The organism is Dactylosporangium sp. McL0621 (assembly GCF_049995355.1).
GTDB lineage: Bacteria > Actinomycetota > Actinomycetes > Mycobacteriales > Micromonosporaceae > Dactylosporangium.
Genome location: NZ_CP188259.1, coordinates 7,756,309 through 7,780,699, shown reverse-complemented (window position 1 = coordinate 7,780,699; position 24,391 = coordinate 7,756,309). Strand labels below are relative to the sequence as shown.

At 72.4% G+C, this 24,391-nt stretch carries 21 protein-coding genes; 13 read left to right on the top strand and 8 right to left on the bottom strand.

Annotation, left to right across the window (positions count from 1 at the left end; genetic code table 11):
- Nucleotides 1-67 precede the first annotated feature (67 nt).
- Nucleotides 68-1,060 carry an FUSC family protein gene (locus ACPPVO_RS36665; RefSeq protein WP_426503130.1) on the top strand — a complete coding sequence of 331 codons (993 nt, stop codon included), beginning with the start codon at nucleotides 68-70 and terminating at the stop codon, nucleotides 1,058-1,060.
- 1 nt (nucleotide 1,061) lies between these two features.
- Here ACPPVO_RS36665 and ACPPVO_RS36660 read toward each other — a convergent pair whose 3' ends face one another.
- Nucleotides 1,062-1,607: an SHOCT domain-containing protein gene (locus tag ACPPVO_RS36660; protein WP_426503129.1), complete on the bottom strand. Its 546-nt coding sequence runs from the start codon at nucleotides 1,605-1,607 to the stop codon at nucleotides 1,062-1,064.
- 134 nt (nucleotides 1,608-1,741) lie between these two features.
- Nucleotides 1,742-2,809, bottom strand: a complete 1,068-nt coding sequence (locus ACPPVO_RS36655) for a glycoside hydrolase family 43 protein (RefSeq protein ID WP_426503128.1) — start codon at nucleotides 2,807-2,809, stop codon at nucleotides 1,742-1,744.
- 91 nt (nucleotides 2,810-2,900) lie between these two features.
- On the opposite strand from ACPPVO_RS36655, the gene ACPPVO_RS36650 reads away from it, so the two are divergent.
- Nucleotides 2,901-4,220: a histidine-type phosphatase gene (locus ACPPVO_RS36650; RefSeq protein ID WP_426503127.1), complete on the top strand. Its 1,320-nt coding sequence runs from the start codon at nucleotides 2,901-2,903 to the stop codon at nucleotides 4,218-4,220.
- A 9-nt stretch (nucleotides 4,221-4,229) separates the two neighbouring features.
- On the opposite strand, the gene ACPPVO_RS36645 is transcribed toward ACPPVO_RS36650, so the two are convergent.
- On the bottom strand, nucleotides 4,230-4,793 hold the full coding sequence (locus tag ACPPVO_RS36645) for a dihydrofolate reductase family protein (RefSeq protein ID WP_426503126.1): 564 nt from the start codon (nucleotides 4,791-4,793) through the stop codon (nucleotides 4,230-4,232).
- Between the two features lie 119 nt (nucleotides 4,794-4,912).
- Here ACPPVO_RS36645 and ACPPVO_RS36640 point away from each other — a divergent pair, with 119 nt between their 5' ends.
- From ACPPVO_RS36640 to ACPPVO_RS36600, 9 genes are all read left to right on the top strand, one after another.
- Nucleotides 4,913-5,845 carry a sigma-70 family RNA polymerase sigma factor gene (locus ACPPVO_RS36640; protein ID WP_426503125.1) on the top strand — a complete coding sequence of 311 codons (933 nt, stop codon included), beginning with the start codon at nucleotides 4,913-4,915 and terminating at the stop codon, nucleotides 5,843-5,845.
- 921 nt (nucleotides 5,846-6,766) lie between these two features.
- Complete coding sequence (locus ACPPVO_RS36635) at nucleotides 6,767-9,241, top strand: glycosyltransferase (protein ID WP_426503124.1); 2,475 nt, start codon at nucleotides 6,767-6,769, stop codon at nucleotides 9,239-9,241.
- Nucleotides 9,238-10,494 carry a glycosyltransferase gene (locus ACPPVO_RS36630; RefSeq protein ID WP_426503123.1) on the top strand — a complete coding sequence of 419 codons (1,257 nt, stop codon included), beginning with the start codon at nucleotides 9,238-9,240 and terminating at the stop codon, nucleotides 10,492-10,494. The genes ACPPVO_RS36635 and ACPPVO_RS36630 overlap by 4 nt, the downstream gene beginning before the upstream one ends.
- Nucleotides 10,491-12,209, top strand: a complete 1,719-nt coding sequence (locus tag ACPPVO_RS36625; RefSeq protein WP_426503122.1) for an ArnT family glycosyltransferase — start codon at nucleotides 10,491-10,493, stop codon at nucleotides 12,207-12,209. Before ACPPVO_RS36630 ends, ACPPVO_RS36625 begins: the two co-directional genes overlap by 4 nt.
- Nucleotides 12,210-12,211: 2 nt before the next feature.
- The gene (locus ACPPVO_RS36620; protein ID WP_426503121.1) at nucleotides 12,212-13,531 is read left to right on the top strand and encodes a glycoside hydrolase family 5 protein; all 1,320 of its coding nucleotides are present in this window, start codon (nucleotides 12,212-12,214) and stop codon (nucleotides 13,529-13,531) included.
- Nucleotides 13,528-14,082, top strand: coding sequence for a hypothetical protein (locus tag ACPPVO_RS36615; protein ID WP_426503120.1), 555 nt, complete (start codon nucleotides 13,528-13,530; stop codon nucleotides 14,080-14,082). The genes ACPPVO_RS36620 and ACPPVO_RS36615 overlap by 4 nt, the downstream gene beginning before the upstream one ends.
- Nucleotides 14,083-14,103: 21 nt before the next feature.
- The gene (locus tag ACPPVO_RS36610) at nucleotides 14,104-16,899 is read left to right on the top strand and encodes a DUF7594 domain-containing protein (RefSeq protein ID WP_426503119.1); all 2,796 of its coding nucleotides are present in this window, start codon (nucleotides 14,104-14,106) and stop codon (nucleotides 16,897-16,899) included.
- A 140-nt stretch (nucleotides 16,900-17,039) separates the two neighbouring features.
- Nucleotides 17,040-17,948: an alpha/beta hydrolase gene (locus ACPPVO_RS36605; protein ID WP_426503118.1), complete on the top strand. Its 909-nt coding sequence runs from the start codon at nucleotides 17,040-17,042 to the stop codon at nucleotides 17,946-17,948.
- Nucleotides 17,945-18,883 carry an RNA polymerase subunit sigma-70 gene (locus ACPPVO_RS36600; protein WP_426503117.1) on the top strand — a complete coding sequence of 313 codons (939 nt, stop codon included), beginning with the start codon at nucleotides 17,945-17,947 and terminating at the stop codon, nucleotides 18,881-18,883. The genes ACPPVO_RS36605 and ACPPVO_RS36600 overlap by 4 nt, the downstream gene beginning before the upstream one ends.
- A 3-nt stretch (nucleotides 18,884-18,886) precedes the next feature.
- Here the strand turns inward: ACPPVO_RS36600 and ACPPVO_RS36595 are convergent, their stop codons facing one another.
- The 3 genes from ACPPVO_RS36595 to ACPPVO_RS36585 form a co-directional block, all read right to left on the bottom strand.
- Nucleotides 18,887-20,245: a CoA transferase gene (locus tag ACPPVO_RS36595; protein ID WP_426503116.1), complete on the bottom strand. Its 1,359-nt coding sequence runs from the start codon at nucleotides 20,243-20,245 to the stop codon at nucleotides 18,887-18,889.
- 334 nt (nucleotides 20,246-20,579) lie between these two features.
- Nucleotides 20,580-21,497, bottom strand: a complete 918-nt coding sequence (locus ACPPVO_RS36590) for a hypothetical protein (protein ID WP_426503115.1) — start codon at nucleotides 21,495-21,497, stop codon at nucleotides 20,580-20,582.
- A gap of 133 nt (nucleotides 21,498-21,630) precedes the next feature.
- A complete protein-coding gene (locus tag ACPPVO_RS36585; RefSeq protein ID WP_426503114.1) occupies nucleotides 21,631-22,092 on the bottom strand; it encodes an Lrp/AsnC family transcriptional regulator in 462 nt (153 codons plus the stop codon).
- Nucleotides 22,093-22,190: 98 nt separating this feature from the next.
- Here ACPPVO_RS36585 and ACPPVO_RS36580 point away from each other — a divergent pair, with 98 nt between their 5' ends.
- Together ACPPVO_RS36580 and ACPPVO_RS36575 are read left to right on the top strand one after the other, a co-directional pair.
- Nucleotides 22,191-22,811, top strand: coding sequence for a YitT family protein (locus ACPPVO_RS36580; protein ID WP_426503113.1), 621 nt, complete (start codon nucleotides 22,191-22,193; stop codon nucleotides 22,809-22,811).
- Between the two features lie 123 nt (nucleotides 22,812-22,934).
- Nucleotides 22,935-23,375, top strand: coding sequence for a hypothetical protein (locus ACPPVO_RS36575; RefSeq protein ID WP_426503112.1), 441 nt, complete (start codon nucleotides 22,935-22,937; stop codon nucleotides 23,373-23,375).
- A 48-nt stretch (nucleotides 23,376-23,423) separates the two neighbouring features.
- On the opposite strand, the gene ACPPVO_RS36570 is transcribed toward ACPPVO_RS36575, so the two are convergent.
- Nucleotides 23,424-23,822 (bottom strand): YdeI/OmpD-associated family protein, encoded by a 399-nt coding sequence (locus ACPPVO_RS36570; protein ID WP_426514766.1) that lies wholly within the window; start codon nucleotides 23,820-23,822, stop codon nucleotides 23,424-23,426.
- Between the two features lie 44 nt (nucleotides 23,823-23,866).
- Nucleotides 23,867-24,280, bottom strand: coding sequence for a VOC family protein (locus ACPPVO_RS36565; RefSeq protein WP_426503111.1), 414 nt, complete (start codon nucleotides 24,278-24,280; stop codon nucleotides 23,867-23,869).
- Nucleotides 24,281-24,391 lie beyond the last annotated feature (111 nt).

The following is a 24,391-nucleotide window of genomic DNA, read 5'->3' as shown; positions in this document are numbered from 1 at the left end:
CCGCCGGCACCTTGAGATCATTATCGTCATCGCTGCGCAGTGCGGGCTGGCGGCGGCGCTCTCGTGGATGGTGGCGCACCGGCTGTTCGGTGTGGCGATGCCGGTGTTCGCGCCCACCGCGGCGGTCGGCACCATCGTGGCCGCGCTCGGGCAGCGGGCGCGGCGCACGGCGGAGCTGCTCGCGGGGGTCGCCGGCGGCATTCTGGTCAGCGATGCGCTGTTGTGGCTCATCGGGTTCGGGCCGTGGCAGACCGGGCTGGTGGTGATGCTCGCGGTCGGGCTCGGGCTGCTCGTGATGGGCGACAGCGGCGCGCTGGTCGCGCAGGCGGCCAGCTCGGCGGTGCTGATCGCCACGCTGTGGCCGGCCCTGCCCGCGGCGCAGTGGCGACGGCTCGAGGAGGCGGTGGTCGGGGGAGTGGTGGGGCTGGTCGTGGTCGGGCTGCTGCTGCCGGTGAACCCGATGCGGGTGCTCGACCGGGCCGCCGCGCCGATCGTGGATACCGTCTCGGTGGAGCTGGAGAACGTTGCCCGGGCGCTCGCCGCGCGCGATGCCGACCTGGCGATCGTGGCGCTGGAGCGGTTGCGGGGCATCGGGCCTCATCTGGTGCGGATGCACGAGGCGATGAACGGGGCCGAGGAGGTGGTGACGCTCGCGCCGGCGCGGTGGAAGCGGCGGCGGGATGTGGAGCGGTACCGCCGGGCGCTCGACCATGCGGACAGTGTCGTGCTGGAGTGTCGCGAGCTGGCCCGGTGGGCGGCCAACGGGCTGCAGCGGGGCGAGCCGGTGCCGGAGCCGCTGCAGCATGCGGTGGCCGGGCTCGCGGCGGCGGTCCGCACGGCGCGGCGGGCCGGACGGCACGGCGAGCAGTACGACCGCATCCGGGAGGCGGCCTGCGAGGTGGCGCGGCTGGCGGGGCGGGCCGACCGCACCGGCGGCCTGGGGCAGTTCGGCGAGGGCATGGTGACGCAGCTGGTGACGATCGCGAGCGACCTGATCCGCGGTACGGGCTGCGATCCGGCGACGGCCAACCGCATGGTCCGCGAGGCCGCCGCGACGTGAGTCAGGCCAGGGCGGCGCTCTTGCGGTCGGCGTACTCACGCTCGGTCAGCAGGCCGGAGGCGTTGTCGTCGGTGAGGCGCTGCAGGACGGCGAGCCGGTCGGCGGTGCCGGGCTCGGCGATCGCGGCCCGGAGGCGGTCGTACTCGGCCGGGGTGAGCACGCCGGTGTCACGCAGCCGGCGCAGGTGGGCCCGGGGGGTGCCGGTTCCCGGAGTGCGGCGCCGCCGGAGGAGCGCGCCGACGCCGAACGCGAGGCCCATCGGGATGAAGACGCCGCTCATGATGTACGCGCCGGACCGTATGTCGGCCGCCATCGAGTCCTGCACGGCTGCCTTGATGAGCACGAGCAGGCCGAGGCCGGCGAACCCGAGGGACCACAGCAGCTGCCCGATGCCGGGTTGGGCGAGGCCGTGGCGGCTCACGACGATCCCGGCGACCCACAGCAGGATGCCGCCGAGGAGCAGCAGGGTCCACCAGATGGTGCCCGAGGGGCAGGTGCGGGTGGAGACGTAGGGGCCGCCGGAGCTGCAGCTGCCGATGTTGAGCATATGATTCAGCCCGGCCGCGAGCATGACGAGACCGGCCAGCCCGGCGACCATACTCAGGGCGTCCCGCACCCTCGGTGTCATGCGGCGAGGGTCGCACACCGGGGTGCGGGAGCGCGCTGTCCGATTGGCGACCGCTATTCGAAGAACTTGAGTCCGAAGCCGGTGTCGCTGGTGGCGCCGGGGACGTTGGCGCGGCGGTACGTCACGCCGCCCCACCAGACGGCCGAGCCGATGTACCAGTAGCGGGCCGACCAGGAGTACGGGGTGCCCTTGGCGACGGCGTGGAACATGGTCGGGAAGCGGTTGCCGGCGGGCGGGCTGGTGGCGATGTCGCCGCGTTCGAGGACGAAGGTGTGGTGGCCGGGGCCGTCGACGTAGAGGGTCGGGTCCCAGCCGGCCATCATGTTCGGGGCGTAGGAGCCGAAGAGGCAGCCGTTGCTCTTGTACCAGTCCCACACGTAGGTCGGGTCGCCGCCGGCGCGCAGGCGGAGTTCGGCGAGGCAGTACTTGCTGCTCCAGCTGCCGTTGGCGGAGTACACGATGTGCAGCCGGCCGTCGGGGTCGAGGATCGGCTCGGGGGCCTCGTTGATGTAGGGGTTGCCGACGGTGCGTTCCCAGGCCTCGCGGGGCTGGGAGATGACGTACCGGCCGCCGGTGGCGGCGGTGGGGCTGCCCATCCGGGCGATGTAGAGGTTCTGTTCGACGTTGGTGTCGCCGGCCCAGCCGGACCACACGAACCAGCGCTGGCCCTGGAAGGTGAACGGCGCGCCGTCGATGGCCCACTTGTCGTTGGGCAGGGCGACCTTGGCGGCGGCGGTGTAGCCGGCGTCGGCGGTGGCGGAGTCGATGTGGTACATCCGGTGGGCCGCGCCGGTGCCGGCGGAGAAGTAGATGTGGTAGCGGCCGTCCTGGTAGACGATTTCGGGCGCCCACACCTCGCCGAGGCCGCCGGTGTCCTTCCAGACCTGTTTCTTCGGTGCGGAGGCGATCCCGGCGAGGGTGGTGGCGGTGCGGATCGCGACGCCGCCGTCGACGGACTTGGCCGCGACGTAGCGGCCGTTGACCTTGATGACGCTGGGGTCGGCGCCGCCGAGGCTCGTGGCGGCGGCGTCGGCGGGGCCGGCGGTGGTGAGCGCGGGGACGAGGGCGAGCGCGGCGGCGATGACGAGGGCGGCGGCACCGGAGCGGCGGATGCGGGGCATGGCCGCAACATCTCCCAGCCCATGCATGCCTGTCAATAGAAGTCCATCGAATGGTAAGGTTCCCTTAACGAAGCATCGATGGGCTCGGGCCATGAAGCGTTTCGTCGCGCTGGCCCTCGCGCTGGCGGTGGTCGCCGTCCCCGGCACCGCGCAGGCGCACGGCCCGGCCCAGCCCGCCCCCAACTACACCACCAAGACGCCCTACGAGCCGCAGCAGCGGCCCCGCGAATACCAGCCGGCCCCGCGCGGTTTCGTGCCGGTCTTCACCGAGAACGTCGCCCGGCACGGATCGCGGGCCATGTCCGACAGCGACGACGGCGACGCGGTCCTGGCCGTGCTGCAGCGGGCCCAGGCCGGGCAGGGCCTGACCGGGCTCGGCGCCGGGCTCGTCCCGCAGGTGCAGGCGCTGCTCGCGGCCGGGGCCACGGTCGGCTTCGGCAGCCTCGCGGGCCTCGGCCGGCAGGAGCAGCGCGGGACCGCCCTGCGGATGCAGGCGCGGCTGCCGGGGCTCTTCGCCGACATCGCCGCCCGGCACCGGCCGATCGAGGTGCAGACCTCCGGCGTGACCCGCGCGGTGGACAGCGCGAACGCGTTCACCGGCGGGCTCACCGCGGGCAACCCGGCCCTGACCGGGCTCGTCCAGCCTCCCGTCACGAACAAGGATCTGCTGTACTTCCACAAGCAGCCGCAGAACGCCGACTATCAGGCCTATGTGGACGGTGACCCCGACCTGGCCGCCGTGCTCGCCGGCATCGAGGGCCGCCCGCGCACCGCCGAGGTCGCCCGGCACGTCGTGTCGCGGCTGTTCACCCCGGCCTTCGCCGCGAGCCTGTCCACCGGCGAGCAGACGTCCTTCGCCCGGTCGCTGTTCGAGTTGTACTGCGCGCGCCCGGACCTGCGCGTCGAGGCGCCCGGCGTGGATCTGGCCCCGTTCCTGTCCCCGGCCGACGCGGCGTGGCTGGCGTACCTCGACGACGCCTCCGAGTTCTACGAGAGCGGCCCCGGGTTCGCGGGGCGCACCATCACCTACGCGATGGCCCGGCCGCTGCTCGACGACCTCTTCGCGCAGGTCGAGGCCGAGGCGGCCGGCACCAGCGCCAAGGGTGCGGTGCTGCGGTTCACGCACGCCGAGGAGATCGAGCCGCTGGCCGTGCTGCTGCAGCTGCCGGGCAGCACGAAACAGGCCCCGCGGGAGCGGCCGTACACGTACGACACCAACCCGTGGCGCGGCGCGAGCGTCGCCCCGATGGCCGCGAACATCCAGTGGGACCTGTTCGCGAAGGACGGGGTGTACCTCGTGCGGATGCTCTACAACGAGCGTGAGACCGCGTTCCCGCCGTCGTGCCGCCCGATCGCGAAGGGCAGCGGGTTCTACCGGCTGACCGAGCTGCGCCGCTGCTTCAACCGCTGAGCTGCCTGCTCAGTCGCGGCCTCGCCGCAGCTGGGTGAACACGGCCGCGCCGACGGGTTCGGCGAGGGTGAAGCGGAAGTCCGCGGGCGCGCCGCCCGCGAAGAGCCGCTCGCCCTCGCCGGCCACGGCCGGGAAGGTGATCAGCCGGTACTCGTCGACGAGGTCGGCGGCCGCGAGGGCGTGCACCAGGCTCAGGCTGCCGATCACGACGACGTCGCGGCGGGTGCGCTCGTCCTTGGCCCAGGCGACCGGGTCGCCGTCGATCGCGGCCGAGTTCGGCCACGCGGCGGCGTCGATGCCGGTGCGGGTGGCGACACGCTTCTGCGTGGCGTTCATGACTTTGGCGTACTCGCTGTCCCGGCCCGGCCACAGCCGCGCGAACTGCTCCCAGGTGCGCCGGCCGTAGAGCTGCACGCCGTGCTCCATGCGCTCGGCGAGCCGGAACTTGTCGTCGGTGACCGGCCCCGAGCCGAACCGGAACGCCCAGCCGCCGTAGCTGGTACCGCCGCGCCCGTCCGGATCGGAGACCACGCCGTCGAGCGTGATGAACTGGATGACGATGATGTCGCCCACCGTGGGGCTCCCCTCCGCTGTGCGGGCGGCACCGATGCGGCCGCCCTCACCCACCACGTACCGGCGGTGGCCGGCGAACTCATCGCTCCCGCCGGGAAAATGTTTGTAGGCTGCCCGGCGTGACGGAGTTCGAGGCGTTCCGCGGTGACCTGCTGGCGCACTGCTACCGGATGCTCGGGTCGTTCCACGAGGCCGAGGACCTGGTGCAGGAGACGCTGCTGCGGGCCTGGCGGGCCGCCGACCGGTTCGACCCGCAGCGGGCGTCGCTGCGCACGTGGCTGCACCGCATCGCCACGAACGCGTGCCTCAACGCCCTGGAGGGGCGGGCCCGGCGGCCGCTGCCGAGCGGGCTGGGCCCGGCCGGCGACGATCCGCACGCGCCGCTCACGCCGAGCCTCGACGTGCCGTGGCTGCAGCCGTTCCCGGACGACCCGGCGGCCACCCTGGAGCAGCGCGCCGGGCTGCGGCTGGCGTTCGTCGCGGCGCTGCAGCTGCTGCCGGCCCGGCAGCGGGCGGTGCTGCTGCTGCGGGAGGTACTGCAGCTGCCGGCGGCCGAGGTCGCCGAAGCCCTCGACACCAGCGTCGCGTCGGTGAACAGCAGCCTGCAGCGGGCCCGGGCCACGCTGCACGCGGCCGCCCCGGCCTGGGAGGACCTGCGCGACCCGGCCGACCCGGGTGAGCGGGCCGTGGTCGAGCGCTACCTGGCCGCGTTCGAGGCGGCCGACGTGCCGGGCCTGACGAAGCTCCTCGCCGACGACGTGATCATGGAGATGCCGCCGGTGGACCTGTGGCTGCGCGGGCGGGAGCACTACGGCACGTTCATGGAGCGGGTCTTCGCCATGCGCGGGCCGGGCTGGCGGCTGCGGCCGGTCGCGGCCAACGGGGGCCCGGCCCTGGCCGCCTACGCGCCGGACCCGGCCGGCGGCGGGGTGCGGGCCCACTCGCTGCAGGTGCTGACCGTGCGCGGCGGCGTGGTCCGGCACAACGTCACCTTCGCCGACCCGTCGGTCTTCACCGCGTTCGGGCTTCCGGCGGCGTACGAGCCGCGTTGACCGGGCCCACCAGGCCGGGCTGGACGCCGACGGCGTACGAGCCGCGTTGACCGGGCCCACCAGGCCGGGCTGGACGCCGACGGCGTACGAGCCGCGTTGACCGGGCCCACCGGGCCGGGCTGGACGCCGGCGGCGTACGAGCCGCGTTGACCGGGCCCACCGGGCCGGGCTGGACGCCGGCGGCGTACGAGCCGCGTTGACCGGGCCCACCGGGCCGGGCTGGACGCCGGCGGCGCGTTGCCCGGTCGCCGGCCGGTTGCCGGGTCGTACTCCTCGGCGAGCGGCCCGACGCGCCGTGCCGGGGGAGCGGCCCCCGAACCGGAATCCGTGGTACGCCCGGTCGATTCCGGGGGCCGGGCCGGCAGCGTTTCCGCATGATCGGACATGAGCGGACATCGATCAGGCGGGGACGATTCTGCCTCCTCTTACATGTCGTAGGTGAAGGCCGTGAATGTCTTCAGTCGTATAGCCGACAGTCGGTCGCGGCGATTGGAAACAACGGAGGCCGACGGAACGCCCGAATTGTGCGCTCTCGCCAGTTCTCGTAATCGGCCATTCACGTGTTGGAATTGCTGGTTTGTATTCACCTTTTGTTCACCGTCTATTTGCACGATGGACAGTGCGATTTTTTGGCTAATAGGGTTGTTGTTCATCTGCGGTGTCAAAGGCTGCGGATCTTATCGGCTTTCTGGATCTTCATCGCAACGGAGGTGACGCCGACTCTCGTGAGCGCTAACACACGCTATTGACCAGCGTGTTTCATATGGCCTGGAACCGCCGCCCGGCCGGGGCGATCGGTCCGGCGCAACGCGCCCTCCGGCGTCCGCGCAAGCGGGACGCGGCGGGAATGCAACGCAGCACAGGGCGGCCGAAGCCGTCCAAATCAAGCGTGCCGAAAAACGATCACAATGGAGGTCGTGAATGACCGACATCGCCCACTCGGAGAGCTCCGGTACGAGCCCCGTATTCGATTTTGATCCCGCCGGAGCCAGTGAAACGGTACAACTGACGATTGTCATTCCCACCCGCAACGAGGTGGACAACGTCGCGACTCTGTTTGCCGGGGTCAACGCGGCGTTCGCCGACGTCAGCGCCGAAATTCTCGTGGTGGACGACAGTGACGACAGCACGCCCTTCCTGATCGCCGAGCAGGCGGAGACGAGCCGGCTGCCGGTGCGGCTGCTGCACCGCGAGTCCGACGATCGGCGCGGCGGCCTCGGCTCGGCGGTCGTCGCCGGGGCCCGGCACGCGCGCGGCGAATGGGTGGTCGTCATGGACGCCGATCTGCAGCATCCGCCGGAGGTGGTGGCCCGGCTGACCCTGGTCGCGGCGCGGCACAGCGCGGACATCGTGGTCGGCACCCGCTACGCCGGGACGGGCTCGGCCAGCGAGGGTCTGCACGGTGCACGCCGGGTCGCCGGCTCGTCCACCGCGACGCGGCTGGCCAAGGCGATCTTCCCCCGGCGGCTGGCCACCATCACCGATCCGATGAGCGGCCTGTTCGCGTTCCGCCGGGCCGCGGTGGACCTGAACCGGCTCGATCCGATCGGCTTCAAGCTGCTGCTGGAGATCCTGGTCCGGCACCCGGGCAGCACGGTGGCCGAGGTCAGCTACGAGATGGCGGCCCGGCACGCCGGGCGGTCCAAGGCGTCGCTGCGCGAGGCGCTGACGTACGTGCGCCACCTGGCCCGCCTGCGCCGGCACCGTCTCGCCGGCCAGCTCAACCAGCGGCCGAAGACGCGCCGGGAACGCCTGCAGCAGCTCGGCCGGATGATCGCCTTCGGGCTGGTCGGCGCCTCCGGCATCGCCGTCAACACGTTCGCGCTGTGGGCCGCCTACGAGATGGCCAGCCTCAACCACCTGCTCGGCGCCGCGATCGCCACCCAGGCGTCCACGCTGTGGAACTTCGCGCTGGTCGAGCTGCTGGTGTACCGGCGCAAGGGCAACGGCACCTGGCGCGGGCGGGCGGTGCGCTTCTGGGCGATGAACAACCTGCTGCTGCTCGCGCGCCTGCCCGTCCTGCAGGCCCTGGTATGGGCCGGACTCGGCGTGCTGCAGTCCAACGCCGTGACCCTCGTCGGGCTGTTCCTGGTCCGGTTCCTGCTCAACGATCGGGTCATCTACGGCGGGCGCGGTGCGGAGCCTGCCCGGGACCCGGTGCACCTGCTGGTGGACAGCGGCCCGGCCGCGGAGCCCGCGGTCTCCAGCCGGCGGCGGTCCACCTACCTGAAGTACCGCTACGACATCGCGGGCACCGTCACGATCGGCTCGCAGATCCTGCTGCCGGAGCTGGAGTTCTTCCGGGCCCAGTGGGTCGCCGACGACAGCGTCGACATCGCGGTCCGGGTCGGCGACGTCGGCAACCGCCGCCCGCGCCGCCGCGCGGCGATGACCGAGTTCGTCGAGCCCGCCGCGTTGCGCTACGAGGAGCACCTGGGCCGATTCGGCGCGAACTTCCGGGTCGAGCTCGGCGAGCAGATCAACATCGTCGTCGGGCCGCTGCTGGCCCGCTCGCCGCACGTGGTGTACACCAACATCGTCGAGGCGCTGCTGCGCTTCGTGCTCATCTCCCGGGGCCGGATGCTGCTGCACTCGGCGTGCGTGACGCTCGGCGGCGTCGGGGTCATGCTCTCGGCGCTCACCGACACCGGCAAGACCGCGACGATCCTGCGGCTGCTGCGCGACCATGGCGGGCGATTCCTGTCCGACGACATGACCGTCGTCGACGCGCACGGCAACGCGGTCTGCTTCCCCAAGCCGCTCACCATCAGCGCGCACACCCTGCGCGCCGTCAACGCCACCGACCTCACCGGGAAGGAGTGGCGCCGGCTGCAGCTACAGAGCCGGCTGCATTCCAAGGGCGGCCGGTCGATCGCCCTGACCCTCGCGAAGTTCAACCTGCCGATCATGGGCATCAACGCGATCACGCAGATGGTGGTGCCGCCGCCGAAGTACAGCGTCGACCGGCTGGTGCCGTGCCGGCTCGGCAGCTCCGCGGTGGTCGAGGAGCTGTTCATCATCGAGCGCGGCAAGCCCCACATCGCCGATCTTTCCTTCGACGACACCGTCGAGCGGATGATCGCCAACACCGACGACGCGTACGGCTTCCCGCCGTTCCGGTACCTGGCGCCCGCGGTCACCGTCGGCGGCCTGGGCTACACCGAGCTGCGGGCCCGGGAGCGGGAGATCCTGAAGGGCTTCCTGGCGAACGTACGTACCCGCACGGTCGCCTCCGACTGCTTCGGCTGGGCCGACGAGATTCCGAAGCTGATCCGGGCCGCCGATGCGTCCGCGGAGCCGGACCTTCCCGCGCCGGCGCGGCGCCAGCACGCCGAGGAGATGTTCCCCAACTGGAGGGCCGCTGGTCGGCTGGCCGCCTCCGGAGGCATCGCATGACCGTGGCGTTCGTGGTCGTGTACGCGCTGGTCACGACCGTCCTGTTCGCCGTCGCGGCGACCACGTTGAGCTGGATGATCGACTCCTGGCGCACGCCGCAGGCGCTCGGCCAGATGCCGTTTCCGCGGCCCGACGAACCGCGGCTGTCGTTCTCGTTGATCGTCCCGGCGCGCCACGAAGAGGCGGTCCTGGCCGACACGGTGCAGCGGCTGCTGCAGCAGCGCCACCCGGCGCTGGAGGTGCTGGTGGTCGTCGGTGACGACGACCCCGGTACCGCCGCGGTGGCGCACCGGCTCGCCGAGCAGGACCCGCGGGTGAAGGTCGTGGTCGACGACAGCCCGGCCAAGAACAAGCCCAAGGCGCTCAACCGGGCGCTGCAGTACTGCACGGGCAAGGTGGTCGGGGTCTTCGACGCCGAGGACGAGGTCGCCCTCGAGCTCCTCGAGCACGTCGACGCCTGCTTCCGGGCGACCCACGCCCACGTCGTGCAGGGCGGGGTACAGCTCATGAACTACCGCTCCAGCTGGTGGGCCCTGCGCAACACCCTGGAGTACTTCTTCTGGTTCTCCAGCCGGCTGCACTTCCACGCCCGCAGCGGCTTCATTCCGCTCGGCGGCAACACCGTGTTCGTCCGCACCGACCTGCTGCGGCTGGTCGGCGGCTGGGACACGGAGTGCCTGGCCGAGGACTGCGAGCTGGGCATTCGGCTGTCCGTCGCCGGCGCCCGGGTGGCGGTCGCCTACAGCCCGGCGCTCGCCACCCGCGAGGAGACCCCGACGTCGCTGCGCGGCCTCATCAAGCAGCGCACCCGGTGGAACCAGGGATACCTGCAGGTGCTGCGCAAGGGCGAGTGGCGGCGGTTGCCCACCGCCGGCAAGCGGTGGATGGCGCGCTACCTGCTCGCCTCGCCGTTCCTGCAGGCGGTCGCGGGCGTGCTGGTGCCGGTGTCGCTGCTGTCGATGGTCCTGTTCAAGGCCCCGGCCACGTTCGTGCTGTTCACGTTCCTGCCGCTGGTGCCCACGGTACTCAGCGTGGCCATGGAGATCGTCGGGCTGGCCGAGTTCAACCGGATGTTCGCGCTCGGCGCCCGGTACCGCGACTACCTCAAGCTCATCGCGGGCGCGTTGCCCTACCAGCTGCTGCTGTCCGTGGCCGCGATCCGCGCGTCGGTCCGCGAGCTGCGGGGCCAGCGCGGCTGGGAGAAGACGGAGCACGTCGGGGCGCACCGCGAGCTGGAGGTGGCGGTGTCATGAGCTCGGCCGCGCTGTACGACCTCGAGCTGCCACCGCTGGACATCGACCTCGGCGGCGCACCCGCCAGGCCGGCCCGGCGGCACCGGGCGCGGCTGGCCGCGCTCGTGGCCTGGCTGCGGGCGCACCGGTGGGACCTGCTGATCGTCGCGGCGCTCACCGTGCTCGGCGGCATCGTGCACGCGGCCGGCATGTACCGCTCGCCGGCGCGCTTCGACGACGAAGGCACCTACACCGCCTACGCGTGGGCGGTGCAGAACATCGGCCACCTCGGCCACTACACCTACTGGTACGCCCATCCGCCGCTCGGCTGGATCCAGATCGCGGCGTGGAACTGGATCACGGACGCGGACGGGCGGGCGGCGTACGCCGTCGGGGCGACCCGCGAGCTCATGCTCGTCGGCAAGCTGGTGTCGATTCCGCTGCTGTACGCGCTGGGCCGCCGGCTGGGCTTCACCCGCGCCGGCGGCACCGTCGCGGTGCTGGTGTTCGCGCTCAGCCCGTTGTCGGTGTACTTCACCCGGGCCGCGCTGCTGGACAACATCGTCACGCCCTGGCTGCTCGCGGCGTTCCTGTTCGCGGCCTCGCCCCGGCGCAGCGTCACCGCCGCGGTGGCCGGCGGCGCGTGTTTCGCGATCGCGGTCCTGACCAAGGAGACCGCGCTGCTGTACCTGCCGGCCGTCGCCCTGCTGCTGTGGATGCAGGCCGACAGACGCAACCGGCGGTTCACCATCACGATGTTCGCGACGTGCTTCGGCCTGCTGTGCTCGGCCTACCCGCTGTACGCCCTCATCAACAACGAGCTGCTGGCCGGCCCCAACCACGTCAGCATCGAGTACGCGGTGCGCTGGCAGCTGTTCGAACGGGTCGGCAGCGGCAGCATCTTCGACCCCAAGAGCACCGCCCACGCGGTCATCGCGAGCTGGGTCGACCAGGATCGGTGGCTGCCGCGGCTGGCCCTGGCCTGCGCGCTGCCGGGCCTGTTCATCCGGCGCACCCGCGCCGTCGCCGTCGCCTTCGGCATTCAGGTGACCCAGATGCTGCGCAGCGGCTACCTGCCGTACCCGTACGTGATCGCGATGATTCCCTTCGCCGCGTTGACCGTCGCCGGCACCATCGACTGGCTGGTCAGCGGCCACCTGTTCGTCGTGGCCCGGATTCGCGACCGGATCGACTCCCGGCTGCGCGCCCGGTTCGGCTCGGCGCTGTGGCGGCGGGGCCGGATGGTCGCCGTCGGCGGCGCCGCGCTCGTGCTGACGCTGCTGGTCGCGCACTCGTGGCAGTACGGCCTGAAGGATCTGCGGGTCAACAACCGCGACGCCGGCAAGGCCGCGGCGCTGCGATGGGTGCTCGACAACGTCGGCAAGGACGAGTACCTCGTCGTCGACGACGCATTCTGGGTCGACCTCGTCAACGCCGGGTATCCGCGCAGCCACGTCATCTGGTTCACCAAGCTCGACGTGGACAAGGACGTGCGCCTGCCCGGCACGCCGCAGTGGGCCACGATCGACTATCTCCTGCTGGACCACCAGGACGACCTGTCGGTACACGTCCAGGCCGACGGGCAGCCGTCGAAGGACACGCTCGACCTGTTCCCGACGCTCGGCAAGGCGCTGCAACACGGCCGGGCCGTGGCGAGCTTCGGCACCGGGCTCGACAGCGTCACCGTCCGCGCGGTGGACCCGGGCGCCACGACGGCGAAGAAGCCCGAGGGCTGACGATGACCGTGACGCGGGCCCACGTCGCCCGGCCGGGTCGCCCCCAGCACCCGGCCGGGCCGCCCGCGCGCGCGTCCGCTCCGGCCCGGCATCGCGCCCCGACGCGGTGGCGGGCCATCGTCGGCGCTGCCGCCGCGTCGGCGCTGCTGTGCACGCTGATCCTGTCCGCCACGATCGTCGCCTGGCGGCTGAGCCGGCCCGCCCCCGTGATCGTCTGCGGCACCGATCCCCTGCAGGCGGCCGCGGTCGCCGGGCTCGCCGACTTCGCGCAGTGGCTGCACCGCGAGGACGCCACCGGCTTTGTCGGCGAGGTCGGCTGGCCCTCGGGGCCGGACGCGGACTCGTGGAACGCCCTGGCCGACACCTGGTACCGGGCCGCGGACGCGATCGGGCTGCCGGTCACCGCATGGGCGGCCGGGCAGTGGCCGGCGAACTACCGCATGGCGGTGTACCGCACGGGCGGCGCCGGCTCCACATTGGACAGCGCGGGGGGCCAGGCCGCGGTGGTCGAGGCGCACCCGAGCACCGCCCGGTATCCGCGCGGCGTCGCCCTGGCCGGCGGATCCTTCGGTAGCGCCGACCCCGGTTTCAGCAACCTTTCGCCGGGCCGGTACGGGCCTGACTACAGCTACGAGAACGACGCCGCCTACGCCTACCTCGCCGGGCGGGGCGTCCGGCTGGTCCGCCTCGCGGTGAGTTGGGAGCGGCTGCAGACCCGGCCGTTCGGGCCGCTGGCCGACGCCGAGGTGGACCGGGTCCGCACGGCCGTCACCCGGGCGGCCGCGGCCGGCCTGACCGTCGTGCTCGACCTGCACGGGTACGGCGACTACGCGCTCGGCGGCCCGGACGGCGTGCGCCGGGTCGTGCTCGGCGGCCCGGAGCTGCCGGCCGACGCGCTCGCCGACCTGTGGAGCCGCCTGGCCGCGGCGACCGCCGGGCTGCCCGGGCTCATCGGCTTCGGTCTGCTCAACGAGCCGTCGCGGCTCGCGGCCAAGGGGCGCGACGCGGCGCTCGTCTGGGAACGCGCGGCCCAGCAGTCGGTCGACGCCATCCGGCGGGCCGGCGCCCGGCAGACGCTGTTGGTGTCCGGGTACGCGCAGATGGCGCCCGGCGACTGGGGCCGGATGCACCCGCACGCCTGGGTCCGCGACCCGCTGCGCCGCGTCGCCTACGAGGCCCACGACTACTTCGATCAGGACAACAGCGGGCGGTACCGGACGGCGTACGCCGACGAGATGGCACGATTCGCCGCCACGGCCCCGCTGTGCCGGCGGCTCGTCCCGCTGCTCCGCCCGCCCTTCACCGCCAGGAGATCCGCATGAGCATTCCGCGCCGCCTGTTCGTCTCCACCGCCGTCGTACTCGCCCTCACCACGGCCGGCGTGCTGGTCGTCGAGCTGACCCGGCCGGCGCCGACTCCCGCGTCGGCGCCCGCCCGCCCGTCGGCGCTGCCGGCCGGTCCGGGCGAGCCACCGCAGACCGCCACCGCTCCGGACGGTACGCAGATCTTCTGCCCGAGCGGCGCCGTACCGGCCATCACCGTCAACGAAGCCACATTCGCCCCGACGCTGCAGGGCGGGCAGTCCTTCGCGGCCGGGCGCTATCAGATCAAGCTGCGGGGGCTGGTCCTCAACGAGACGACCGCGTCGATCGCGGTCGAGACCTACACCGTGACCATCGCCGGTGCGGCGTGGCCGGCGACCGTCCACGCGCCGGACACCGTCGCGGCCGGCACCGCCGGCGAGATCACCGTCGACGGCACCTATGACAGCACCGGCCCCGCCCCCGCCGATCTGCACGTGGCCATGCACTGGGTCTGGTCCGTGACCTCCCTGCGGCCGTGCGGCCCGCGCGGCCTGATCGAAGACGACTGAATCCCGCCGAAGGAGCACACCGTGTTACGTGACATCCGTTCCGATGAACCTCCGTCAGTCACCGTCGCGCCGTACCGCCGGGCCCTGCGCGCGCTGATCCTCGCCACCGTCGCCGCCGTGCTCGTCGGCGCGTGGGTGGCGGTCTCGGACGCGGCCGGCCCGGTCACCGTCAAGGCCGCCGCCGACGCCACCGTCGTGTCCGACCAGCCGGACCTCAACCAGGGCGGCGCCACGGACCTGACCGTCCGGTCCGCGTCCACCGACAAGCCCACCGCCACCGCGTACGTGAAGTTCACGGTCTCCGGCCTCACCGGCGCGCCCGCCGGCGTCCAGTTGCAGCTGTACAGCTACGCCCAGTCGTCCACCGGTGTGCAGGTCTGGACCGCGGCCAGCGACTGGACCGAGAGCGCCATCACCTGGAACACCGCGCCCCCGGCCGGGACCACCATGGTCGCGAACATGTCGAACCTGGCCCTCGACACCTACGCGACCGCGGACGTCAGCAGCGTCGTGACCGGCAACGGCACCTACACGTTCGCGATCACCACGACTTCGACGGTGAGCAAGAAGTTCGCCAGCCGTGAGGTCGCCGCGAACCCACCGCAGCTCGTCATCAACACCGGCAACCCGCCCACCGTGGCGGCGGTGTCCGGCTCGGGGCAGACCGCCGCCCCCGGTGCCGCCTTCGCCGCCCCGCTGGTCGCCAGCGTCACCGACGGCAGCGGCGCCCCGGTGCCGAACATCCCGGTCACGTTCACCGCGCCGTCCACCGGCGCCTCGGCCACGTTCACCGGCGGCGCCTCGGCGGTGTCGATCACCACCGACGCGACCGGGCGCGTGACCTCGCCCGCGTTGACCGCCAACGCCGTCGCCGGCGCGTACACGGTGACCGCGGCGGCCATGGGCGCGGCCGCGCCGGCCTCGTTCACGCTCGCCAACGGCAGCACCACCACGCCGTCGCCGTCGGCATCATCACCCTCCCCGGCATCATCGTCGTCCCCGGCATCGCCGTCGCCGTCCCCGTCGCCCACGCCGACGGGGACCGTCACGACGTACACCTTCAAGGCCGTCGCCGACGCGTCGGTCCGCGCCGACCAGCCGGACACGAACTTCGGCGCGGACTACGTGCTGAACACCTCGGCGACGTCGGCGACGACCCCGCAGATCAACTCGTACCTGCGGTTCAGCGTGTCGGGCCTGTCCGGCACGATCACCTCGGCGACCCTGCAGCTGTACAGCTTCTCGACCTCGACGCTCGGGCTCAAGGTGCTGACCGTGCCGGCGCCGTGGGCCGAATCGACGCTGACGTACACCAACGCGCCCGCCATGGGCGCCGAGGTGGGTGCCGGCCCGAACATCGCGGTGAACACGTGGGCGTCCATCGACATCACCGCGGCGGTCGCCGGCAACGGGACCGTCGGGCTCGGCCTGACCACGGCGCGGACCGGCACGAACAAGGTCGCCAGCCGGGAGTCGGCCGCGACGCCGCCGACCCTCGTGGTCAAGACGGTGACCGGCGGCCCCACACCCACCCCCAGCCCGTCGGCCAGCGCCTCGGCCGGCCCTACGCCCAGCGCCCCGGCTTCGCCGAGCGCGAGCGCCGGCGCTAGCCCGAGCCCGCTGCCCACGCCGAGCGGCGCCGGTACGACGGTGACCGCGATGGGCGGCGCGGTACAGAGTGTCGTGGTGGGCGGAACCTTCTCGTCCCCGCTCATCGCCCGGGTCACCCGGCCGGGCGGCGCGACCGTCGCCGGCCTGCCCGTGACGTTCACCGCGCCGGCGACCGGCCCGTCCGCAACCTTCCCCGGCGGCGCGAGCCAGGTCACCGTCACCACGGACGGCTCCGGCGTGGCGACCAGCCCACCGCTGCAGGCCGGCGCCAAGAGCGGCACCTACGCCGTCACCGCGACCACCGACGGCGCGGCCCAGGCGGCGGCGTTCAACCTGACGAACACCGACCCGACGATCGTGACCGCCGGCGACATCGCCTGCCCGATCGGCAAGAGCCCGAGCGCTACCACCTGCCAGCAGATGGCCACCTCCGATCTCGCGCTGAGCCTGCACCCCGACGCGGTCCTGCCACTCGGCGACGACCAGTACGAACTCGGCTCGCTGGACGAGTTCCAGCAGCAGTACGCGCCGTCGTGGGGCCGGATGGACCCGATCAGCCATCCGGTCCCCGGCAACCACGAGTACGGCTACATCGGCAGCTCGATCGAGCCGACCGGCGGCACCGGGTACTTCACCTACTTCGGCGATCGGGCGCACCCGCTCGACCCCGGCTGCGTGACGCTGTGCAAGTCCTGGTACAGCTGGGACATCGGCAACTGGCACATGATCGCCCTCGACAGCCAGTGCGGGGTCATCGGGGGCTGCAACCCGGGCAACCCGCAGTACCAGTGGCTGCTCGCCGACCTCAACGCCAACACCAGGCCGTGCACGCTCGCCTACTGGCACATTCCGCTGTTCTCCAGCAGCCAGGACCACCAGCCGGACATGACCGCGATCTATACGCTGCTCTACAACAAGAACGCGGATGTGGTACTGAACGGGCACGCCCACTTCTACGAGCGGTTCGCGCCGCAGACCGTCAACGCCACCGCCGACCCGGCGCGCGGGCTCGCCGAGTTCATCGTCGGCAGCGGCGGCCGGAACTTCTTCACGATCCGCGCGACGCCCTCGGCCAACAGCGAGGCCCGGATCGCGAACACGTTCGGCGTCCTGCAGATGACCCTGTCGGAGAACTCGTACAGCTGGCAGTTCGTCGCCGCGAACGCCGGCGGCGGTACCGACTCGGGCTCGGCGTCCTGCCACTGACGGCACCCGGGGGCCGGCTCAGGGCGCTGAGCCGGCCTTCCCCGGCCCTCCGTCAGGCGAGACCGACGGGCCCGGCGCTGCTCAGCCGCCCTCGGCCGCCGGACCGATTCCTTCCGGGGCCGCCGCCGGTCTACACCGGCATGGCTGACATCTACACGCTGGACAGCTTCTACCGCCGCAGCAACGGCCTCTCCCAGGCCGACCCGCCGCTCACCCTCGAGCAGCGCCGGGTCGTCGACTCCCACTGGGGCGACGTGACCGCCGAGCCCGGCGGCGTCGACTACACCGAACGCGAGCTCGGCGGGGTGCCCGTGCTCTGGGCGGTGCCGCGGGACGCCGCGCCCGACCGCGTGCTGCTGTGCCTGCACGGCGGCGGGTACGTCGGCGGCTCCATCTACACCCACCGCAAGCTCTACGCGCACCTGGCCAAGGCCACCGGCGTCTCCGCCGTGCTGCCGTCCTACTCGCTGACCCCCGAGCGGCAGTACCCGGCCCAGCTCGACGAGGTGACCGCCGTCTACCGGGCGCTGCTGGAGCGGTACGAGCCCGGGCACCTCGCGGTCACCGGCGACTCGGCCGGCGGCGGGCTGACGCTCTCGGTGCAGCTGCGGGCCCGGGCCGAGGGGCTGCCGCTCGCCGCCGCGCTCGTGCCGATCTCGCCGTGGACCGACATGACCCAGAGCGCCGCGTCGATCGTCACGAACCGGCCCACCGACCTGCTCTTCGGCGACCCGTACCCGATGTCCATCGACGGCCTCGTCGCCATGCTCCTGCCCGAAGGGGTGAAGCCCGACGACCCGCTGGTCAGCCCGCTCTTCGCGGACCTGACCGGCCTGCCGCCGATGTACGTGCAGGCGGGCGGGGCGGAGATGCTGCTCGACGACGCGGTACGGCTGCAGCGGGCCGCCCACGAGCACGGCGTCGAGGCCGAGCTGGACGTGACCGCGGGGGAGCAGCACACGTTCCAGATGTCGGCCGGGCGTACCGCGGCGGCGGACGCGGCGATCGCTCGCGCGGCGGCCTGGCTCCGGGTCAAGCTGGGACTGTGACCGACGACCGGGAGGCGTTCACGGCGCGCGCCGAGCCGCTGCGCCGTGAGCTCCTCGCCCACTGTTACCGCATGCTCGGCTCGCCGGACGAGGCCGAGGACGCGGTCCAGGAGACATACCTGCGCGCCTGGCGGGCCTACCCGCGGTTCGAGGAGCGGGCGTCGATGCGCGTGTGGCTGTACCGCATCGCCACCAACGCCAGCCTCGACGCGCTCGAGAACCGGGCCCGGCGGCCGCTGCCGTCCGGGCTCGGCGCACCCGCCGACGACCCGCACGCCCCGCCCGGCCCGGCGGACCTGGACGTGCCGTGGCTGCGGCCCATCCCCGACGCGCTCGTCACGCCGGAGTCCGCGGACCCGGCGGTCGTCGCGGCGGCCCGGGCCAGCCTGCGGCTCGCGCTCGTGGCCGGGCTGCAGTACCTGCCGCCGCGGCAGCGGGCCGTGCTCATCCTGCGCGAGGTCCTCGGGTTCCCGGCGGCCGAGGTCGCCGAGATGCTGGGCCTGTCGGTCGCGGGGGTCAAGAGCCTGCTGCAGCGCGCCCGGGCCCGCCTCGACGAGGTGGCCCCGTCGGAGGACGACGCCGACCTGGCCGAGCCCGCCTCGGCCGCGGAGCGTCTGCTGCTGGAGCAGTACATCGCCGCCTTCGAACGCAGCGACATCGAGATCCTGGAGCGGGCCCTGCGGGCCGACGCGTCGCTGGAGCTGCTCCCGTCGCGGACCTGGTTCGCGGGCAAGGCCACGTGCGTGCCCTACCTGCGCACGGTGCTCGGCGCGCCCGGGGACTGGCGCCTGACGCCGACGCGCAGAAACGGACAGCCGGCGGCGAGCGTCTGGTACCGCGGCGTGCCGTTCGGGGTGGCCGTACTGACCGTCACGACGACGGGCATCCGGCAGATCGTCGCGTTCGGCTTCCCGGAGCTGGCGACGCCGCCGTGAGCGCTATCGTGCCGTGAACACGGGCGGGGCCTGCCCGTAGGCGGGGGGCAGCCTCGGCCACGCCAGCGGCGCGCCGTCGAGCCGCCCAGGCGGGGCGATGCTGGTCCACCCGTTGCCGAGACCGACACGGTAGGCGTCGGGTTCGACGGGCTGCTCGGCTCGGCCCGCGGCTCGGCCCTCGGGTTGGCCCTCGGGTTGATCGAGGAGCCATCGAGCGGTCCGGGCCAGGGACACCGACACGTGGGCCCCCTCGCCGGTGGCGAGCGCCCGGAGCACCCCCGCCGCCAGCAGGTACCCGGTAGCGTGATCGAGCAACTGACACGGCAGCGCACCGGGCCGCTCCCCGTCGGGACTGCACCTCCAGCCGATGCCGGTCGCGACCTGCACGAGACTGTCGAACCCCCGCCGATTCCCCCATTCCGCTTCGGTACCCCAAGCAGACAGCGTCGCCACCACCGTCCCCGGATACCGCTCGGCGATCTGATCCGGGTCGAGCCCGAGCCGGCGCATGGCCCCGGGCCGGTACCCGGTAACGATCACATCGGCCTGCTCCGCCAGCCGGTGGAGCGCCTCGCGCCCGCCCGGCGTGGCGGCGTCGAGGAGCGTACTGGCCTTGCCGATGACCCCGTCGACGGCGTGCAGCGGCAGCTCGGGCCGGTTGGGATCATCGACGCGCAGCACGTCGGCGCCGAGCGCGCCAAGCATCCGAGTCCCGACCGGCCCGGCGATGACCCGGGTGAGATCGAGCACGCGAGGCGCCGCCCGCGGCTCCCGGCGCCCGCCGGTCGGCCAGATCCCGATGAGCGGCCCGTCATCGCCGCCGCCGCGCCCACCGCGCACCTGTTCGTTCACGTACGCGGCGGCGCCAACGCCAGTTACCGACAACGCTCGTCGGGCGCTCGCCTGCTCGGTTGTACGCCCAGCGTCGGCGAGTCGGCCGGATTCGGCCACTGCTCGCTCGGCGCGCCACTGTTCGGTTGTGCGCGCGGCGACGGCGAGTCCGCCGGACTCGTACACCAATCGCTCGACCTCCAGCGCCGGCCGCTCGGCGATCGCGCGCTCGATGTCGTCGCCGAGTGCGCGTATGAGCGCGGCCCGGTGCCACGGATAGTTCGCGTGGGTGCGCACCCAGCCGTCGGCGGCCCGCCACAGCCGCGACAGCGGAGCGAATCCCTCGATGCCCCGCCCGGCCGGATCGCGCAACAGTGCCTCACTGCGCACCGCCGCCGCCACGTGCGCGGGGTCCAGCGTGACCTCCGGCCGGCGCCCGCCGCGCGCCTCGGCCAGGTCCGCGGCCGCCTCCAGACAAGCGGACACGGCCGCCAGTGCGCATTCGTCCACCGCGAGCGGTGCTGTGTCCATTCGCTCATTGTGCGTTCACGACGTCCGGTCCGAACATGAGCGACCTTCGCGGGCCCGGTGTTCCTGATCACCGAAACGCCGTTCCTGTGGGTCGATGGCAGAGCCGAACGGTGCCATCCCGGGACCGGCGGCAGCCGTGAACCCGCCTAGGAACCCTGTTCCGGATCACAGACTCGCCGTTGCGCCGGTCGGCGCCGGAGCCGACCACCGTGGCCGAATACGCATGCATTGACGCTGCACCGAAACCCCTGCGCCGGCCGGCAAGTAGTGGCGTGCGCGCCGGGAACGAGACCTCAGATGTGGGTGAGTCTTGTGCGGCCCGGGAGGGTGGCCTTCATTGGCCGTGGGCCGTGTTCGGATGTGCACCTGCCGCCGCTGCCGGATCGCTGCCCGCCACCGCGCCGGGCTCGTCGTCGGCCGGCGTCGGCGGCATCGGGAAGGCGTAGCAGCGGATCCCGACCTCGCGGGTGTCCGCCTCCGGGTCGGGGTGCAGCAGCCGGTACCGCGAAACGAGCTCTCGGTATTCGACCGCAAAGCGCGCCACCTCGTCGGCGCTCAGGTGCGCGACGACACGCTGGCCGTAGCCCCAGGCACCGAACTCGGCGCGATGCGTGTCCGCCCAGGCCAGCAGCTCCTGCTCGCTCCGCAGCCGCGCTTCGAGGCGGCCCGGCAGCGCCCACCGGCCGTCGCGCCGCCGCTGCACCAGGCCGAGCCGGGCGCCCTTGCGCAGCCGCGCTGCGACGAGGGCTTCGTCGGCGCCGATCTCCTCGGCGGCCGTGCGCACGTCCGTCGGTCCGAGCCGGTCCAGCGCCTGCACCGCCCGCTGGAACCATGGGTCGCCGCGCAGCCGCAAGTGGCGTCGCATGAGCCGTTCGGTGCGCACGTCCCCGCTGATCAGCCGGCGGCTCCACATGAGCAGCAGGATGCCGAACGGCACCTCGACCAGCATCGCCAGCAGTACGCTCGCGGCCTCGTCGGCCGAGCCCCAATCGAGCGACACGTCGAACCAGGCGTCGCAGAACAGCAGCGCCGCACTCGCCGCGAGCAGCGGGACCGCCGCTCTACGCCGGCGCCGGCCGAGCCACACCCCGCCGGCGAAGGACGCCACGAGCGCGGCGTCGAACCCGACCCAGGCCACCCGCCACTGCCCGGTCACGAACCGGTCCGGCAACGTCTGGGCCAGGTACAGGCACCACGGCACCAGCAACACCGCGGCGACCGCAATGCTCAGCAACAGAATCCGGCGTCTCACCCGGCCGACGGTACGGGCCGGTGCCAAGGCCCGGATCGGGAATGCCCCGTGTTGGTCGAGCGGTGCGCGAACGCGCAGCGGCTCTCAGCCGGTTGCGTGTTGTTCGAGCGGTCCGCGAACGCGCAGCGGGCCCTCAGCCGGTTGCGTGCTGTTCGAGCAGTGCGCGAATGCGCAGCGGCATCTCCTCGTTGAGCGAGATGACGGTACTCGTGCGCACGACGTCGGGCACCGCGAACAAGGCGTCCACGATGCGGTGCAGGTCCTGCGTGTCGCGCGCCACCACCTTCAGCAGCAGGTCGGCGTCGCCCGTGGTCGAGTGGATCTCGATCACCTCCGGGATGTCGTGCAGCGCCGCGATGGACCGCCGGCCCTGCGGCTGCGACAGCGACACCGACACGAACGCCGTCAGCGCGCGGCCGAGCGACGCCGGGTCGACGCGACGGCTGAAATCGCGCAGTGCGCCCGCCGCGCGCATGCGTTGCAACCGGGCGTGCAGGGTGTTGCGCGCCACGCCGAGGCGCTGCGCCAGGGCCAGGCTGGTGGCGTCGGGGTCGTCGTCGAGCGCGAGCAGAATCCGGGCGTCCAGGCTGTCCACTTGAGCATTCTGACATGCACGGCGAACACAAAGTTACAGTGTGCGCAGTCAGAACAGCGTCTGTTGCGCAAGCGCCAAGTGCGCGGCACCCTCGCCGCATGAGCGCGATGACGAGTACACCCGCAGTCCTCCGGCACACACTCGTGGACGACGTGCTCGGCGTCGTCACCGGCGCGTTCCTGGCGTCCGTGGGGCTCTTCCTGCTCGACGCCGGCGGGGCGGTCACCGGCGGCACCGCCGGGCTGGCGCTCCTGGCCGGGCGGCTGACCGGGTGGCCGTTCGCGATCGTGTACGTCGGGGTGACGCTGCCGTTCGTCGCGCTCGCAATCGCGCGCAAGGGTTGGCGGTTTGCTGTTCGTTCGGGCATCGCGGTCGGCCTGCTGGCCCTGTTCTCCCTCGGGCACCCGCACGTGCTGACGCTGCAGCACATCAACCCGGTGTACGCCGTGCTCGCCGGCAACCTCGCGGTCGGCGTCGGGCTGCTGGTGCTGTTCCGGCACCACTCGAGCCTCGGCGGGTTCAACGTCGTCGCGCTGGTGTGCCAGGAGCGGCTGGGCTGGCGGGCCGGGTGGGTGCAGCTCGCCCTCGACGGCTCGGTGATCGCGCTCGGGGCCCTGGTCGTGCCGGTGCACACGGCGCTGCTGTCCGCGCTCGGCGCGGTCGTGCTCAACGTCATCATCGCCCAGAACCATCGCCCGGGGCGCTACATCGCCGGCTGACCGTGTTGGTCCCAGGACGGTGCTGGACCGCCACGGCGCCCCGGCCGGCGCTTGCCCTGGCCCTGGACACCCCTCACCGCAGCGCCGCGCACCTTCCAGGCCGTGTACACCATCCTCTGGTAGATGCTGATCAACGACGTCGCAGCGGTCGACTTCATGGGTGCACTGCGCTCCGGCGGCCCATCGCCGCTGTTGGTCGCGATCGCGGCGGCGACGCTGGCGGGGCTCGCGTTCGTCGCGGCCCGGCTCCGCGCTTTGGTGGTTCTTTTCCGGTCGATAGAACATCTGGAGGCCGTGGGTGCGCCTGTTGGGGTGCCGTTCGAGGATTCGTACCGCCCTGGCGCTCGCCTGTCCGGAGGGGCGCTACGTCAGCCACTCGCCGCCGACTATCAGATCCCGTGCTGCATGCGCTGCGCGAGCGGTCGGGGCGGGGCAGTCATGGCGTCGAGCTCCTGTTTCGGATACGGGTGGCAAGGTCGGCCCCGTGGCCCGGCGGTGCGCCCGCCGGGCCACGACTCAGCCCGTTGGACATGTTGTTCCTTCGGGAAAAGTTGGGCAGGGTGATGCGTCCGCATGGTGATTGCATTGCCGTGCGGAGTTTTGTTTTCGGGGTCAGCCCCGCAGGATGGCGAGGGCCTTCTCGATGCGCCGCCGGCGCGTCTCGGGCTTCTTCGCGGTCTCGATGGCGTGCACATGCTCGCGCTTGTGGCCGTACGCAAGGTTGTCGTATGCGGCGCGGGCGACCGGGTCGTCGTCCAGAGCCTGGGCGAAGTCCGCAGGCTCGACGACGACGCGCGGCTCGCTGTCGAGCTCCAGCTCGACCTCGACCTCCTCGCCGATCGCGACACCGGAGGCCTGCCGGTTGGCGTTGCTGAGGCCGACCAGGTGGCGGCCTCGCATGACGGCGACCCGGCTCTTCCAGGAATGCCCGTTGACTTTGATCCTCACGTACGGCCGCGCACCCCCGCCGAGCGCCTCCACCACCGTAGGCGGAACTTCCAGCCCCCGCATGGGCTCGGGTGGCTCGACGAGGGTCCGAAACTTCACGGCCCCGTCTATTCCGCGTAGGCCTGGTCCGAGGCCTGGGCGCTGTAGCCGATGCTCCAGATGTAACCGTCCGGGTCCGCGAACGTACCGCCGTATCCGCCCCACGGCGTTGCCGCCGCGGGCGTGAGGATCGTGGCTCCGGCCTTCTCGGCCTCGGCGAGGATCTCGTCGACCCGTGCCTCGGTGCGGACGACGTAGGTGAGGGCCATGCCGTTGAAGCCGCTGCCCTCCGAAGTCGTGCCCAACTGGGCGGCCAGACCTTCGCGGGCGTAGAAGCCGACCAGCGGACCGCCGTCCATGGCAAAGAACACCGACACGCCGTAGTCCCGATCGATCGTCCAGCCGAGACCCTCGGTGTAGAACCGCTTGGTCCGGTCCATGTCCCCAACGCCGAACAGGATCGAGCTCATGTTCGCTTTCATGTTTGACTCCTTGGTGGAAGGCGGCTGAAGAAAATGACATTCAAGCTGAACCAGAATGGTTGCCCGTAAGGCACCGCTCGCGGTCGCGCCTGAATGGTGTCAGCCTGTTGA